Source organism: Aeromonas sp. R4-1 (assembly GCF_040908325.1).
GTDB lineage: Bacteria > Pseudomonadota > Gammaproteobacteria > Enterobacterales > Aeromonadaceae > Aeromonas > Aeromonas veronii.
Map to the genome: position 1 here is coordinate 20,499 of NZ_JBFODM010000079.1, position 15,359 is coordinate 35,857.

At 55.2% G+C, this 15,359-nt stretch carries 11 protein-coding genes; 6 read left to right on the top strand and 5 right to left on the bottom strand.

Going from position 1 to position 15,359, the window contains the following annotated elements; translation table 11 throughout:
• Positions 1-14: 14 nt before the first annotated feature.
• Positions 15-878 (bottom strand): LysR family transcriptional regulator, encoded by an 864-nt coding sequence (locus AB5Y90_RS14680; RefSeq protein WP_021231364.1) that lies wholly within the window; start codon positions 876-878, stop codon positions 15-17.
• A 167-nt stretch (positions 879-1,045) separates the two neighbouring features.
• Between AB5Y90_RS14680 and AB5Y90_RS14685 the strand changes: the two genes are divergently transcribed.
• The 4 genes from AB5Y90_RS14685 (at position 1,046) to pflB (ending at position 7,992) form a co-directional block, all read left to right on the top strand.
• Positions 1,046-2,479, top strand: a complete 1,434-nt coding sequence (locus AB5Y90_RS14685) for a glycoside hydrolase family 1 protein (protein WP_368167088.1) — start codon at positions 1,046-1,048, stop codon at positions 2,477-2,479.
• Positions 2,480-2,672: 193 nt separating this feature from the next.
• Positions 2,673-4,433 (top strand): 30S ribosomal protein S12 methylthiotransferase accessory factor YcaO, encoded by a 1,761-nt coding sequence (gene ycaO, locus AB5Y90_RS14690; protein ID WP_100645702.1) that lies wholly within the window; start codon positions 2,673-2,675, stop codon positions 4,431-4,433.
• Positions 4,434-4,814: 381 nt separating this feature from the next.
• Entirely contained in the window at positions 4,815-5,663 is an 849-nt protein-coding gene (focA, locus tag AB5Y90_RS14695; protein ID WP_005333620.1) for a formate transporter FocA, read from the top strand.
• Positions 5,664-5,709: 46 nt separating this feature from the next.
• Positions 5,710-7,992, top strand: a complete 2,283-nt coding sequence (gene pflB / locus AB5Y90_RS14700) for a formate C-acetyltransferase (protein WP_005352571.1) — start codon at positions 5,710-5,712, stop codon at positions 7,990-7,992.
• 530 nt (positions 7,993-8,522) lie between these two features.
• On the opposite strand, the gene AB5Y90_RS14705 is transcribed toward pflB, so the two are convergent.
• Positions 8,523-8,957 (bottom strand): YcgN family cysteine cluster protein, encoded by a 435-nt coding sequence (locus AB5Y90_RS14705; protein WP_005352569.1) that lies wholly within the window; start codon positions 8,955-8,957, stop codon positions 8,523-8,525.
• Positions 8,958-9,369: 412 nt separating this feature from the next.
• Entirely contained in the window at positions 9,370-9,855 is a 486-nt protein-coding gene (locus tag AB5Y90_RS14710; protein ID WP_005333614.1) for a cell division inhibitor, read from the bottom strand.
• 230 nt (positions 9,856-10,085) lie between these two features.
• On the opposite strand from AB5Y90_RS14710, the gene AB5Y90_RS14715 reads away from it, so the two are divergent.
• The gene (locus tag AB5Y90_RS14715; RefSeq protein WP_005333612.1) at positions 10,086-10,283 is read left to right on the top strand and encodes a DUF4250 domain-containing protein; all 198 of its coding nucleotides are present in this window, start codon (positions 10,086-10,088) and stop codon (positions 10,281-10,283) included.
• Positions 10,284-10,658: 375 nt separating this feature from the next.
• Positions 10,659-13,133, top strand: a complete 2,475-nt coding sequence (locus AB5Y90_RS14720) for a glycogen/starch/alpha-glucan phosphorylase (protein WP_307896679.1) — start codon at positions 10,659-10,661, stop codon at positions 13,131-13,133.
• Between the two features lie 63 nt (positions 13,134-13,196).
• Here AB5Y90_RS14720 and AB5Y90_RS14725 read toward each other — a convergent pair whose 3' ends face one another.
• Together AB5Y90_RS14725 and trxC are read right to left on the bottom strand one after the other, a co-directional pair.
• A complete protein-coding gene (locus tag AB5Y90_RS14725; protein WP_005333606.1) occupies positions 13,197-14,579 on the bottom strand; it encodes a DASS family sodium-coupled anion symporter in 1,383 nt (460 codons plus the stop codon).
• A gap of 161 nt (positions 14,580-14,740) precedes the next feature.
• The gene (gene trxC, locus AB5Y90_RS14730; RefSeq protein WP_201991472.1) at positions 14,741-15,175 is read right to left on the bottom strand and encodes a thioredoxin TrxC; all 435 of its coding nucleotides are present in this window, start codon (positions 15,173-15,175) and stop codon (positions 14,741-14,743) included.
• Between the last annotated feature and the right edge of the window lie 184 nt (positions 15,176-15,359).

Below are 15,359 nucleotides of genomic sequence, written 5' to 3' on the forward strand. Positions count from 1 at the left end.
TGCCAACGGCGTGTCTATCTTGGCGTCATATCGGCGATGGTTGCCCAGAAGGCATCGATCAAGGGCCCCTTGCTGTGGGGAGGACGGATAAGGCCAATGGTCCAGCAGGCTTCCCCGTCTCTCAAGGGGAGGGTGAGCACATCCGGGTGCTCTATGGTGGTGGAGGAGGGGACCAGGGTCCAGGCGATCTCGGCTGCCGCGGTGGCGACGCCAGCGGCGAAGTCGTTGACGTACTGGATATCGCGAAAACGCAGCCCGCTCTGGGCCAGATAGTTCATCAGGTGATCGTAAAAGGATGGGGCCTTGTCACGACGCAGGATCGCCAGCGGCTTGTCCACCAGATCCGCCAACTCCCTCACATCGCGGTAGCTGGCGGGCAGCACGGCGACAAAGTGGGCCTCGACCACCGGCAGGGCGTGCCACCCCTTGGGGGCGGGCAGGCGGCAAAAACCGAGGTCCAGCTTGCCTTCACTCAGCGCCAGCAACTGGTGGTGGGTGGAGAGATCGTTGAGCTCTATGGTCACCTGCGGTCGCTCGGCGCGAAAGCGGGCGATGGCGGCAGGCACCAGGATCTTGGTGGCCACGCCAAAGCCGATGCGCAGGGTGCCGACATTGCCCGCCAGCACGTCGCGGGCGGTGCGCGAGAGCTGCTCGCTCTGGATGACCACAGCGCGGGCATCTTCATACAGCGCCCTGCCCAGTCCGGTGAGGCGAGTGGTACTGGCGTTGCGCTCGAACAGCTCGCCGCCCAGCTCCTCCTCCAGCCGCCTGATCTGTTTGCTCAGGGCCGACTGGGTAACGTGTTGACGTACCGCCGCCTGGCCGAAGTGCAGTACCTCCCCCAGAGTGACGAAGGCTTTCAGATCCCGTAGCTCCATCAGGGCTCCTTTCATTCCTGTTGGGAATGTTGAGTGGTCAAATTTGTCATTGGACGGAATTTTAGAAGTGATGGATGCTTATGCCAATTCATTTCGGATGTCCCGGCACAGGGGCGCCGAGTTATCAGAGATGGCTGACACCATCAGCGCAGAAGGAGCAACACCAGATGCATCACCACAAGTTCAACGACTTCCCGAGCGATTTTCTGTGGGGCGCCGCCTCCGCAGCCTATCAGGTGGAGGGGGGCTGGAATGCCGATGGCAAGGGGCCCTCGGTGTGGGATCTCTTCACCAAGCTGCCGGGCAAGACCTTTGAGGGGAGCAACGGTGATGTGGCGGTGGATCACTACCACCGCATGGAAGAGGACGTGGCGCTGATGGCCGAGATGGGGCTCAAGGCTTACCGCTTCTCGGTGAGCTGGCCGCGCATCTATCCCACCGGTCGGGGGGAGGTGAACGAGGCGGGGCTGGCCTTCTACGAGAAGCTGATCGACACCCTCTTGGCCCACCAGATCGAACCGGTACTGACCCTTTATCACTGGGATCTGCCGCAGGCGCTGCAGGATGAGTACGGCGGCTGGGAAGACCGACGCATTATCGAGGATTTCGAGCGCTACTGCGTGACCCTCTATCAGCGTTTTGCCGGCAAGGTGAAGTACTGGGTGTCGCTTAACGAGCAGAACTACAACCTGACTAACGCCTATCAGCTCGGCACCCATCCGCCTGCCGTGCAGGATCGCAAGCGCTTTTTTGCCGCCAACCACATCGCGTTTCTGGCCAATGCCCGAGTGATCAAGGCGTTTCGCCAGCATGTGCCAAATGGCTTGATTGGCCCGAGCTTTGCCTACTCCCCTGCCTATCCGGCGTCGTGCGATCCGAAAGATATGCTGGCCTATGAGAACGCCGAGGAGTTCAACAACCTCTGGTGGCTGGATGCCTACTGCTTTGGCCGCTATCCGCAGGCGGCGCTCGCTTACTTGCGAGAAAACGGCGAGGCGCCGGAGATCCTGCAGGGCGATATGGAGTTGCTGCGAGAGGGGACGCCCGACTACATTGGCGTCAACTACTACTACACCCTGACCTACACAGATAACCCCTTGGGCGGTCAGACCCTGCAGCGGATCAACACCACCGGCAAGAAGGGCACTACACCGTCCAGCGGCATCCCCGGCCTCTACAAGACGGCGCCCAATCCGCACCTTGAGACCAGTAACTGGGACTGGGCCATCGATCCGACCGGGATGCGTATCGCCCTGCGTCGCCTCTCTTCCCGCTATGGTCTGCCGCTGATGATCACCGAGAACGGTCTTGGCGAGTTCGACAAGCTGGAGGCGGGCGACAAGGTGAATGATGCGTACCGCATCGATTACCTGCGCAGCCACGTCAAGGCGTGCCAGGAGGCGATGCAGGATGGGGTGGAATTGCTCGGCTACTGCGCCTGGTCGTTCACCGACATCCTGAGCTGGCTCAACGGCTATCAGAAGCGCTACGGCTTCGTCTATGTGGAGCGTGACGAGCAGGGGGGCTCCCTTCGCCGGATCAAGAAGGCGAGCTTCCACTGGTACAGCCAGGTGATTGCGAGCCAGGGCAAGCAGCTCTGACGGTTTATCGCGTCGCGTAACCAGCGGGCCCGGGCAATCCCCGGGCCCACGCTGTTTGTGGCGGGGGAGAGGGGGCAAGCCGGTTTCTCACCGTGCGACTCATCCCTGTTTACTGATTTTTGTCCTGCCAAAGCCGCCGACCCCTGCTATTATCTGCGGCCGAACATGAGCCAATAAAAATCAGGATATCGTGATGACTGACCACACTTTTATTCCCGGCAAGGACGCGGCGCTGGAAGACTCCATCGAACGCTTCCAGACCAAGCTGCAAGCCTTGGGCTTTGATATTGAAGAGGCCTCCTGGCTCAACCCCGTGCCGAACGTCTGGTCGGTGCATATTCGCGACAAAGAGTGCGCCCTCTGCTTCACCAACGGCAAGGGTGCCAGCAAGAAGGCGGCCCTCGCGTCTGCCCTTGGCGAATATTTCGAGCGTCTCTCCACCAACTACTTCTTCGCCGACTTCTATCTGGGCGAGCAGGTCGCCAACGGCGATTTCGTTCACTACCCGAACGAGAAGTGGTTCCCCATCGAGGGTGACCAGTTCCCGGCCGGTCTGCTAGACAGCTTCACCCGCAAGTTTTACAACCCGGATGGTGAAGTGACCGCCGACATGCTGGTGGATCTGCAGTCAAACAACGAGGAGCGCGGTATCGTCGCCCTGCCGTTCGAGCGCCAGTCCGATCACGAGACCGTCTACATCCCGATGAACATCATCGGCAACCTCTATGTCTCCAACGGCATGAGCGCTGGCAACACCAAGACCGAAGCGCGCACTCAAGCGCTCTCCGAGGTGTTCGAGCGCCACGTGAAGAACAAGATCATCGCCGAGGCCATCAGCTTGCCGCTGATCCCGGACGAGGTCATTGCCCGTTATCCGGGGATTGCCGCCTCCATCGCGGCGCTCGAAGCGGAAGGCTTCCCCATTTACAGCTTCGATGCCTCCCTGGGTGGCCGTTATCCGGTCATCTGTGTGGTGCTGCTCAACCCGAGCAACGGCACCTGCTTTGCCTCCTTCGGCGCCCACCCGCGCTTCGAAGTGGCCTTCGAGCGTACCGTGACCGAGCTGCTGCAGGGCCGTGGTCTCAAGGATCTCGACGTGTTTGTGCCGCCGTCATTCGACAACGAGCAGGTGGCGGATCACCACAACCTCGAGACCCACTTCATCGACTCCTCGGGCCTCATCAGCTGGGATCTGTTCAAGCAGGATGCGGACTTCGAGTTTGCCGACTGGGACTTCCGTGGTACCTCGCAGGAGGAGTTCGACCACCTGATCGGCATCTTCCATGAGCTGGAGCAGCCGGTCTATATCGCCGACTACGAGCATCTGGGGGTCTACGCCTGCCGCATTCTGGTGCCGGGCATGTCCGACATCTATCCGGCCGAAGATCTGCTGCTGGCCAACAACAACATGGGCGCCAACCTGCGCGAAGTGATCCTGGCGCTGCCATCACTGGATTGGGATGCCGAGCAGTACATGGCGTTGTTTGATCAACTGGATGAAGAGGGGCACGACGAGCGTACCCGTGTACGCGAGCTGCTGGGCATCGCCGCAGTCAAGGGTACAGCGCTGCACACCCTGCGCGTTGGCGAGCTGAAAGCCATGCTGGCGCTGGCCGCCGGTGAGTTGGAGACTGCTCTCGATCTCATCGACTGGACCATGGAGTTCAACCAGTCGGTGTTTACTGCCGAGCGTGCCAGCTACTACCGCGCCCTGCGTGCCTGCGTCGAGTTGTTCCTCGACGAGGAGCGGGATCCGGAGCAGTATCGCGCCGTCTTCACTCGCATGTATGGTGAAGAGACGCTGGCACAGGCATGGGCCAACGCCACTGGCGAAGCACGCTTCCACGGGCTGGAGGCGGCCGATCTGTCGCTCTCCCAGTTCCCGCTGCACCAGAAGCTGCTGGCGGCCTACGAGAAGCTGCAGAAGGCCAAGCGAGCCCATCACTGGGCGTGATCGTTGCTGTAAAGGAAGGGGCCGTGTGGCCCCTTCTGTTTATCGTGCGGCAAGGCACGGGATTGTTATTCAAAGATGAAATAAAAAACAAAAAATACCCCTAAGGGGGTTGATGGCAGGGCAGGGGATGTGCTGTCGATCTGCAAAGATATCTTGCCAATGCCACATTTCCATGCTCTAGAATAAATTCTTTAAAATCATTGCATTAAAAATGTGATATTTCTGTTTCAGCTGATACCTGGTGTAAAGTGGCGTAGCCATCGCACTAAAATATTTGTAGTAAAATTACATTCGCACTCTGATAAACTTGATCAATGTCAATTTTGGCTATTTGGCCCTTTGTTATGATTTCAACAGGCAAAACATTCAGGTAGAAAATAATTGAAAGCTGAATCTCCATTCGATTGTCTCAAGCCCGAAGCCATCGCTGCACTGGCTGAAGACATCACCTATGCCAAGGCTACCAAGCCGGCATACAAGGTCATTCCACTGGCCATTACCGCAGGCGCTTTCATCGCCATCGCATTTATCTTCTACATCACAGTGACTACCGGAACCGGCTCCATGCCTTGGGGTATGGCCAAGCTGGTGGGCGGTCTCTGCTTCTCTCTCGGACTTATCCTCTGTGTGCTGCTCGGTGCCGAGCTGTTCACCTCCACCACCCTGACGCTGGTGGCCAAGGCTGCCAATCGCATCAGCTGGGCTCAGCTGCTCAAGAACTGGGGTCTGGTCTACTTCGGCAACCTGATTGGCGGTCTGCTGATGGTGGCGCTGATCATCGTTTCTGCCGAGTACACGGCCGCAGACGGTCAGTGGGGTCTCAATGCCCTCAAAGTGGCCCAGCACAAAATTCACCACACCTTCTTTGAAGCGGTGGCGCTGGGTATCCTCTGTAACCTGATGGTATGTCTTGCTGCCTGGATGGCTTTTGGTGCCCGCAGCGCGACTGACAAGGTAGTGGTTATGCTGCTGCCGGTTGCCATGTTCGTTGCCTCAGGTTTCGAGCACAGCATCGCAAACATGTTTATGATTCCGGTTGGTATCGCTATCCACAGCGTGGCTAGTCCGGAATTTTGGCAGGCCATCGGCCAGGATCCGGCAACCTTTGCTGACCTGACCGTATCCAACTTCGTCCTACACAACCTCATCCCCGTGACCATCGGCAATATCATCGGTGGTGGCGTGATGGTTGGTCTGACTTACTGGTTTATCTTCCGTCGTCATCATTAAGGATGATTGCGGGATACTACATCAATACCGTGTGAGGTAATGAAAAATGGCAGAACTTAACGAACAGTTCCAAAAAGCATGGGAAGGCTTCGCGGCCGGTGAATGGCAGACCTCTGTCAACACCCGTGACTTCATCCAGAAGAACTACACCCCGTATGAAGGTGACGAGTCCTTCCTGGCTGGCGCGACCGAAGCGACCACCAAGCTGTGGGACAAGGTCATGGAAGGGATCAAAATCGAGAACCGCACTCATGCGCCGGTTGATTTTGATACTGACCTGCCCTCCACCATTACCGCACACGATGCCGGTTATATCGATCAGAGCCTGGAGCAGATCGTTGGTCTGCAGACTGACAAGCCGCTGAAGCGCGCCATCATCGCCAACGGCGGTATCAAGATGGTTAAAACATCTTGCGAAGTGTACGGTCGTCAACTGGACCCGATGGTCGAGAAGATCTTCACCGAATACCGCAAGACTCACAACCAGGGCGTGTTTGACGTTTACACCAAAGACATCCTGAACTGCCGCAAGTCTGGTGTTATCACCGGTCTGCCGGATGCCTACGGCCGTGGCCGTATCATCGGTGACTACCGTCGTGTTGCTCTGTACGGTGTTGACTTCCTGATGGCCGACAAACTGGCCCAGTTCAAGTCCCTGCAAGCTGACCTGGAAAACGGCGTCAACCTGGAGGCCACCATCCGTCTGCGCGAAGAGATCTCCGAGCAGCACCGTGCCCTGGCACAGATGAAGGTGATGGCTGCCAAGTACGGTTGCGATATCTCCGTACCGGCCAAGAACGCCAAAGAAGCCGTACAGTGGACCTACTTCGCCTACCTGGCGGCAGTCAAGTCCCAGAACGGTGCAGCCATGTCCTTCGGTCGTACCTCCAGCTTCCTGGATATCTACATCGAGCGTGACCTGCAGAAAGGCCTGATCACCGAGCAAGAAGCCCAGGAGCTGATGGACCACATGGTCATGAAGCTGCGTATGGTTCGCTTCCTGCGTACTCCGGAATACGATTCACTGTTCTCCGGCGACCCGATGTGGGCGACCGAGACCCTGGCTGGTATGGGCGTTGACGGCCGTACCCTGGTCACCAAGAACAGCTTCCGTATGCTGAACACCCTGTACACCATGGGCCCGTCCCCTGAGCCGAACCTGACCATCCTGTGGTCCGAGAAGCTGCCGGTCGGTTTCAAAAAGTACTGTGCCAAGGTATCCATCGAGACCTCTTCCGTTCAGTACGAGAACGACGATCTGATGCGTCCGGATTTCAACAACGATGACTACGCCATCGCTTGCTGTGTATCCCCGATGATCGTTGGTAAGCAGATGCAGTTCTTCGGTGCTCGTGCCAACCTGGCCAAGACCATGCTGTATGCAATTAACGGTGGTATGGACGAGAAACTCAAGATCCAGGTCGGTCCGAAAACCGAGATGGTCAAGTCCGAGTACCTCGACTACAACGACGTAATGGATCGTCTGGACCACTTCATGGATTGGCTGGCCAAGCAATACGTTGCTGCGCTGAACATCATCCACTACATGCATGACAAGTACAGCTACGAAGCCTCTCTGATGGCGCTGCACGACCGTGACGTATATCGCACCATGGCGTGTGGTATCGCTGGTCTGTCTGTAGCGGCTGACTCCCTGTCTGCCATCAAGTACGCCAAGGTCAAGCCGATTCGTGACGAAGATGGCGTTGCCATCGACTTCGAAATCGAAGGCGAATACCCGCAGTTCGGTAACAACGACGCTCGCGTCGATGATATCGCCTGTGACCTGGTTGAGCGCTTCATGAAGAAGATTCAGAAGCTGAACACCTACCGTGGTGCTGTTGCTACCCAGTCTGTTCTGACCATTACCTCCAACGTGGTATATGGTAAGAAGACCGGTAACACCCCGGATGGCCGTCGTGCTGGTGCTCCGTTCGGTCCGGGTGCAAACCCGATGCACGGTCGTGACCAGAAAGGTGCTGTTGCTTCCCTGACTTCCGTAGCCAAGCTGCCGTTCGCTTACGCTAAAGATGGTATCTCCTATACCTTCTCCATCGTTCCGAACGCACTGGGTAAAGATATGGAAGCCCAGAAAGCCAACCTGGCTGGCCTGATGGACGGTTACTTCCACCACGAATCCAACGTAGAGGGTGGTCAGCACCTGAACGTTAACGTGATGAACCGTGAAATGCTGCTGGACGCCATGGAAAACCCGGAGAAATATCCGCAGTTGACCATCCGCGTATCCGGTTATGCCGTTCGCTTCAACTCTTTGACCAAAGAGCAACAGCAAGACGTCATCACCCGTACCTTCACTGCTTCTCTGTAATCGAGAGATAGTGAGCAAAAACCGGCGCCAAGGCGCCGGTTTTTTTATGCGTGTGATTCAGGGGAGTAGGCTTACATCCAGTTCCATCGTAATCACAACATGTATGGAGATGGTATTCACCTGACAGTTGTCTTGGGGTATTTGAACAGTGCTATGGCGCAGGTGTTCATCAGGGTTGAACTTGGCACAGCCTGTAATGCGATAACTCGTTATTCATGCTCTAAGGGAATAGGGCGATTGCTTTGCCTGCCATTGCATCAGTGTTGCTATGGCTCGTGGAACAGCTGATCAGGTTTAAGGGGTGAACAGAGGCGCCATCGCGAGTATCAAGCAATACCCATAAGCCTGTGACTATGGAATCATTCTCTGCCTCTGCCTCTGCCTCTGCCTCTGCCTCTCTCAATGCGCAGCTGGGAGGGGGTCTGGTTTAGCCAGCCAGATATGTGTGAAGCTACAAACCCTGCTTGCAGAAACAACAAGGGCTGCACATTGTGCAGCCCTTGCCTCTGGAGAATAGCGGGTTGAGCGTGTCAGCTGGCCCAAGTGATGATGTGATCGATCCATTCACCCGCCTGATCCTCGTGAATGACTTTGCCACGGACGGATTGACCAGCCTGATGCATCGCAGAACGACTGCCGGTCAGCAGAGGATGCCACTCTGGAAGAGCGTCACCTTCAGACAGCAGGCGATATGCGCAGGTTGAGGGAAGCCAGTCATATTCGGCGATCTTGTCATGGGTGATCTGCAGACAGTCAGGCTCTTTTTTGAAACGATTGGCGTAATCAGAGCACTGACAGGTCTTGGTGTTAAGCAAATTGCAGGCGACATTGGTGAAAACCAGTTCGTCGGTATCTTCATCGATCAGCTTGTTGAGGCAGCATTTTCCGCAACCATCGCAGAGGGATTCCCATTCGGATTCAGTCATCTGCTGCAGACTCTTGGTCTGCCAAAAGGGGGCTTGCATCATACCGCTCACTTATTACACCTGATAAAACGCGTGGTTATACCCCTTGTTACCCAGTATTTCAAGGAGAGGGTCACTCCGGTGGGCAAATTGTCGTGATCAGCTCAAATGAATGCAATGACTTTCAGCCTCATCATATTGCTCAAACGGGTTCGCTGGTGGGCAGGAAGTCCCGCAGGTTTGAATACTTGGGCTGCATGATTGTCCAGTTCAGGTTTTATTTTCTGCCTCTTTATCTGTTACATCTTTTGATGTTTGTCTGCTTGCAGCAAGCAGGGTCAAATGATCTCCGATGCCTACCGTCAGGCTGTTGCACGCTTGTCTTTCAAATAAAGCCGCTGGTCACATATTGGTTGCGCCCTTCTGTCACTGCGCCCCGCGGGAGAGCCTGCGTAGGTGTTCGTTTTTTTTCTTAATGATTGAGGTAGATATCTTGCTCTGCATAGGCCAGCAGAGGTGTGCCGAGGTTAGTCCGTTTCGCGCCAAAGAAGCGGGTGAGTACGCCAGATTGCTGTCCCAGTCGCTGCAGCTTGACGTGATCCAGCTCGATCTGCTCGGGTAGCCAGGTAAATACGGCGGCGCAGTGACCATTGCCCAGACTGCGCTCCAGGGTTTGCTGCCAGTTCTTGATTTTGGGGCTATGTACCACCAGCACTCTCTTGGGATCGATACCTCGCTCTTCCAGACGGCTGACTGTGGGGCGTCCCGGCGGGGCGATCAACAAGATCCAGCCGGTATGAGCCTCCCCAAGCTTTGTCAGCTCGCTCAGAAACTGATCATCAGACTGGATAGTCACACCATAATGAGCCAACTCCGCTTTGCAGGCGGTTCTGGTTGGCCAGGGCTTGCTCATGACACGATTCATCGCAAAGGGCAGTGAGTGCAGGGGCTGGTTCATATATGGGTTTCCTGTATGAATATCCAAGCTGTATGTGTATACAGTAGTTATATCCTGTGGCAGTGACAAGGAGTTTTTGCTGAAAAATGTGATGGTGTTGGCATGTGTCGTTAGTAAGGTTATGTTTTTAAACACTATTTAATATAAAGCTGGCTGGGTGTTTTTCGTACTATGGACAAACCTTGCGTAACCGCCCATGGTTATACAGGTCATTTACAGGAGGTGCCGCCATGGATATCAGTACCTTGCAACGTCTTGATGCCAACATCTTGCTTGGCATCATCAATGAGAAGCTAAGGCTTGAGTGTGACGGGTTGGAGGAGTTACTGGCCTATTACGATATGAGTGAAGAGCAGTTGGCAGGACGTCTGGATCAGATTGGGTACCATTACGATCCATTGAGTAATCAGTTCAAGGCACATCTTTAAGGGTGCAATGATTGCTTCATATTTATACGGTAATTTTTCAGGCACATTGAAACCGGTTTCAATGTGCCGTCTTGCTGCCTATTTTCAGGGATTTTCAAGGCTTGGCAATCTCTGAAAACCTATTCATGCCAGAATATTTTTATTGTTTCATTAAGTTTATGATAATAAAGGGAATGTTTGTTTTTGTGCGATCAATTAAAGGAAAGGGTTTTCAAGCTTTTCAGGCTGTTTTTATCGGTTAAAGTGTGACTTGCGTTAACTTTTAATTCTGCCGCTTTAGTTAGTATTCTCACGCCGGTACATATTTTGAGATAACAACAGCGCCGGTCCCGCAAGCGGGATAACAATTTTATTTGTAACGAAGGAATATGGTTTATGGCTACCAAGAAGAAGACAGACCAGGATCTCCAACTGGATAAAGATCAGCTCAAGGCGAGTATCGTGCGTCACCTGCGTTCTACCTTGGGAACAAGCGAACAGAAAGCCTCTCCCGAAGCGTGGTGGAAAGCCACTGCTGCGGCTGTCAATGAACAGGTGTACGAGCGCCTGACCCGCACTCAGCAGACTCATTTCAAGAAAGATACTCGTGCGATTCACTATCTCTCTGCTGAATTCCTGATGGGACGATTGACTTCCAACAACCTGCACAACCTCTCCCTCTACAAGACTTGCGAAGAGGCGCTGGGCGAACTCGGTCTGGAACTGACCGACCTTTGCGAACAAGAGCCGGACATGGCACTTGGCAACGGCGGCCTGGGTCGTCTGGCTGCCTGCTTTATCGACTCGCTGGCCACTCTGAACTATCCGGCGGTTGGTTACGGTATCCACTACGAACACGGTCTGTTCCGTCAGGAAATCCAGGATGGCCGCCAGATCGAGCGTCCGGACTCTTGGCGTGAATATGGCAACCCCTGGGAGATCTGCCGCCCCGAATCGGTGCAAGAAGTGCCGCTCTATGGCTACGTCGAGACCGTGTTTGGTGACAATGGCGGCCTGAAGAAGGTATGGCACGCCGGTCGCAAGATTAAAGGGGTGCCTTGGGATATTCCGGTGGTCGGTTTTGGCGGTCACACCGTCAACATCCTGCGTTTGTGGGAATCCCGCGCCTCCGAGTTTTTCGACTGGGACGTGTTCAACGCCGGTGGTTACATCGACTCCCAGGCTGAGAAAGCCCAGGCCGAGACCATCTCCAAGGTGCTGTATCCGAACGATGAGACCGATGCAGGTAAAGAGCTGCGTCTGATCCAGCAGTACTTCTTCTGTGCTTGCTCCATCAAGGACATCATGCGCCGCTACAAGCGGGTCCATGGCAGTGACTTCAGCAACTTTGCCGCGCAAATTGCCATTCAGCTCAACGATACTCACCCGACTGTCGCCATCCCGGAACTGATGCGGGTGCTGGTTGACGAGGAAGATCTGAACTGGGATGCCGCTTGGGCTATCTGCTATCAGGTCTTCTCTTATACCAACCACACTCTGCTGCCGGAAGCGTTGGAGAAGTGGTCGGTCAGCCTGTTCGAGAAAGTACTGCCTCGCCATCTGGAAGTGATTTACGAGATCAACGCCCGCTTCCTGAACGAGTTGGTGGAGCCCAAGTGGCCGGGCAACGATGCCATCAAGGCCAAGCTCTCCATCATCGAAGAGGGTGATGTACGCAAGGTTCGCATGGGCAACCTGTGCGTGATCGGTTCGTCCAAAGTGAACGGTGTGGCCGAGATCCACTCCAAGCTGGTGAAGGAAGATCTCTTCCCCGAGTATGCCGAGCTGTGGCCGGAAAAAATGTGCAACGTGACCAACGGGGTGACCCCGCGTCGCTGGCTGCTGGCGTGCAACCCGGAACTGGCTGGCCTCTACAACGAAGTAGTGGGCAAGGAGTGGCCGCTGCAACTGGACAAACTGCGTGGCGTGGTGAAGTTTGCAGACGACAAGGCGTTCCAGCAGCAGTTCATGACCATCAAGCGTCACAACAAAGAGAAGCTGGTCAAGGTCATCAAAGACGAAACAGGTATCGATGTCAGTGCCGAGGCGATCTTTGACGTTCAGATCAAGCGTCTGCACGAGTACAAGCGCCAGCAGCTGAACCTCATTCACATCATGGCACTCTATCGTCGTCTGCTGGCCAACCCGGACTATGACATGCATCCGCGCGTGTTTATCTTCGGCTCCAAAGCGGCGCCCGGTTACAAGCTGGCCAAAGACATCATCTATGCCATAAACAAGCTGGCGGATCGGGTCAATAACGATGCTCGTATCCAGGGCAAGCTGAAAGTGGTGTTCATGCCGAACTACCGCGTGAGTCTAGCCGAGAAGCTGATCCCGGCGGCAGATGTCTCCGAGCAGATCTCTACTGCAGGTTATGAAGCATCCGGTACCGGCAACATGAAGATGGCGCTCAACGGTGCAATCACCATCGGGACGCTGGATGGAGCCAACATCGAGATCGCTGAAGAGGCGGGTGCCGAAAACTGTGCCATCTTCGGTCTGAACGTGGACGAAGTGAAGTCGCTGAAGGCGCGTGGTTACAACCCGTACGACTTCTACTATGCCAACTCCGAGCTCAAAGCCGTGCTGGACTGGTTTGATACCGACTACTTCACGCCTGGTCGTCCGGGTGAGCTGGCCTCCATCAAGCGCTCCTTGCTGGAAGGGGGAGACCCTTACCTGACCCTGGCGGACTTCCAGTCCTACTCGGATGCACACAAGCTGATCGATACCTGGTATCGGGAGCCGGCACTGTGGGCGAAGAAGGCCATCATCAACTCGGCCACCATGGGCAAGTTCAACTCCGACCGCTCTATTCAGGACTATGTGGATCGGATCTGGGATCTGAAGGCCTGCAACATCGGCTAATCAGATTCATAAATGAGAAAACCCCCGCAATGCGGGGGTTTTTGTTTATTGGGGGGAGCTGGATCAGAGGATATCGCCAACAAAGTAGGCCAGCAGGGCGAGCAACACGGTAAAGACCACGTTCAGAGCCATACCGGCTTTCATCATCTCCCTCTGGCGGATGTGGCCACTGGCAAAGACGATGGCATTGGGCGGCGTGGCGACCGGCAGCATAAAGGCACAGGAGGCACCGATAGCGATCAACACCGACATCACCACAGGTGATACACCCAGCGCCTCGGCGACACCGGCAAACAGGGGAACCAACAGTGCGGCGGTGGCGGTGTTGGAGACCAGTTCGGTCAGGAATACCACGAAGGCGGCCAGCATAAGCAACACGACAAAAATGTTGGCGTTGGAGAGCACGGCCGACAAATGGCTGGCCAGGAAGGCGCTGGTACCAGTGGCCTTGAGAATGGCGCTCAGGGTCAGACCGCCGCCAAACAGCATCAGCACGCCCCAGTCGGTGTTCTGGTTGACGTCATCCCAGCTTGCGACACGGCTGACTACGATGGCTACGATGGCGCCCATGGCAATCAGGGTGTCGAGTTGCGGAATACCGCCAAAGGCGTTGGAGATGGGTTGTGAGCCGATCCAGAGCACAACGGTGGTCAGGAAGATTGCCAGCGTCACTTTACGCTCGCGGGTCCAGTTGATGGTGACATCCTGGATCTCGACGCGGTGGCTGAGACGCGGGCGGGTTACCAGATAGAGCAGGGCAATGCCGCAGGGCATCAGGATCAGCACTACTGGAACACCGAATTTCATCCAGTCAGTGAAGCCAATCCCCATCTGGGCGGCTGCGATGGCGTTGGGTGGGCTACCCACCAGGGTACCGATGCCGCCGATACTGGCGCTGTAGGCGATCCCCAGCAATACGAAGACGAAGGTGGCGCGCTCTTTTTTGCTATCGAGGCGTGCCAGCATACCGATCGCCAGTGGCAGCATCATAGCGGTGGTAGCGGTGTTGCTGATCCACATCGACATGGCGGCTGTGATGGTAAAGAGCAGGATGACGCCCCAACCCAGATGACCATTGGCCAGGTGCATCACCTTGCCTGCCATCAGGGTATCCAGTCCCTGTTTTGAGAGGGCTGCCGCGAGGGCGAAACCGCCAAAAAAGAGGAACAGGATTGGGTTGGCAAAATCGGTGAGGGATTTGCTCATGTCAAACACCCCGAGCACGGTAGCCAGCAGGGGTACCAGCAGTGCGGTGATGGTGACGTGCAGTGCTTCGGTCAGCCAGAGGATGGCGATAAAGACCAGAATACCCAGCCCCTTGTTGACCATGGGGTCAAACGGGAGCCAGGCGAGCATGGCACAAAGTAGCAAAACATCCAGGATGACGATCCCTGATTTGATGTCCAGCCAGCGAGATGGAGCAGAGGGTACAGCTGATGTGTGCATAATGTTCTCTCGGTTAATTTATGGTTGTTTTTGTGTTGCCGAGATTACATCCATTCACTTGTTTGAAACAGACTCACATGTTGAAAATCAGCCTCTACTCACATACTCATTGATAAAAATGAGGAAATGAACACATAAATAAAACATGTGCGAAATATAAATCAAACATCCATGAACTGTTCCAGCCATTGCTTGAACATGTTCTTGGGCAAGGATCCATTTATCTGGTTCACCAGTTTACCCTGTTTGAAGACCATCAGGGTGGGGATGCTGCGAATGGCGTAACGGGCGGCAATGGTGCTCTGCTGCTCGGTATCGACTTTGACAAAGCGCATCCGTGGTTCGAGTTCATGGGCAACCTCATGAAATACCGGAGCAAACTGCTGGCAGGGGCCGCACCAGCTGGCCCAGAAATCGACCACGACCGGGATATCTGAGTTGATCAGGGTATCGAAGTTATCCGCCTTCCCGAGGCAAGGGGTCTGGTTGAACAGGAGGGCTTTGCAGCGCCCGCATTTGGCAGATGTATCGATATGGGTAACGGGCAGGCGGTTCCTGGTAAAGCAGTGGCTACAATAAGTAGTGATAAATGACATAATTGGTTCCTTCTAAATCAGCTCTGGCCGGGGATATGATGAGAAGCCAGAATGAAGCAATCGCGAAACAATAGCGAAATATCAGAGCAATAACGGTAACACAGTGCCCAGCGGGAGTGGATAATTCCCCCAGGGTTCATTGCCTAACCGGATAATTCAGCGACCACGAGATGAGAGTCGAGAC

Bases quoted from the DNA above. Each gene is read 5' to 3' on its own strand.
- AB5Y90_RS14705 (WP_005352569.1), bottom strand. From the start codon at position 8,957: ATGCAAGCCCCCTTTTGGCAGACCAAGAGTCTGCAGCAGATGACTGAA.
- ycaO (WP_100645702.1), top strand. From the start codon at position 2,673: ATGACTGACCACACTTTTATTCCCGGCAAGGACGCGGCGCTGGAAGAC.
- AB5Y90_RS14710 (WP_005333614.1), bottom strand. From the start codon at position 9,855: ATGAACCAGCCCCTGCACTCACTGCCCTTTGCGATGAATCGTGTCATG.
- trxC (WP_201991472.1), bottom strand. From the start codon at position 15,175: ATGTCATTTATCACTACTTATTGTAGCCACTGCTTTACCAGGAACCGC.
- AB5Y90_RS14725 (WP_005333606.1), bottom strand. From the start codon at position 14,579: ATGCACACATCAGCTGTACCCTCTGCTCCATCTCGCTGGCTGGACATC.
- AB5Y90_RS14720 (WP_307896679.1), top strand. From the start codon at position 10,659: ATGGCTACCAAGAAGAAGACAGACCAGGATCTCCAACTGGATAAAGAT.
- AB5Y90_RS14685 (WP_368167088.1), top strand. From the start codon at position 1,046: ATGCATCACCACAAGTTCAACGACTTCCCGAGCGATTTTCTGTGGGGC.
- AB5Y90_RS14715 (WP_005333612.1), top strand. From the start codon at position 10,086: ATGGATATCAGTACCTTGCAACGTCTTGATGCCAACATCTTGCTTGGC.
- pflB (WP_005352571.1), top strand. From the start codon at position 5,710: ATGGCAGAACTTAACGAACAGTTCCAAAAAGCATGGGAAGGCTTCGCG.
- AB5Y90_RS14680 (WP_021231364.1), bottom strand. From the start codon at position 878: ATGGAGCTACGGGATCTGAAAGCCTTCGTCACTCTGGGGGAGGTACTG.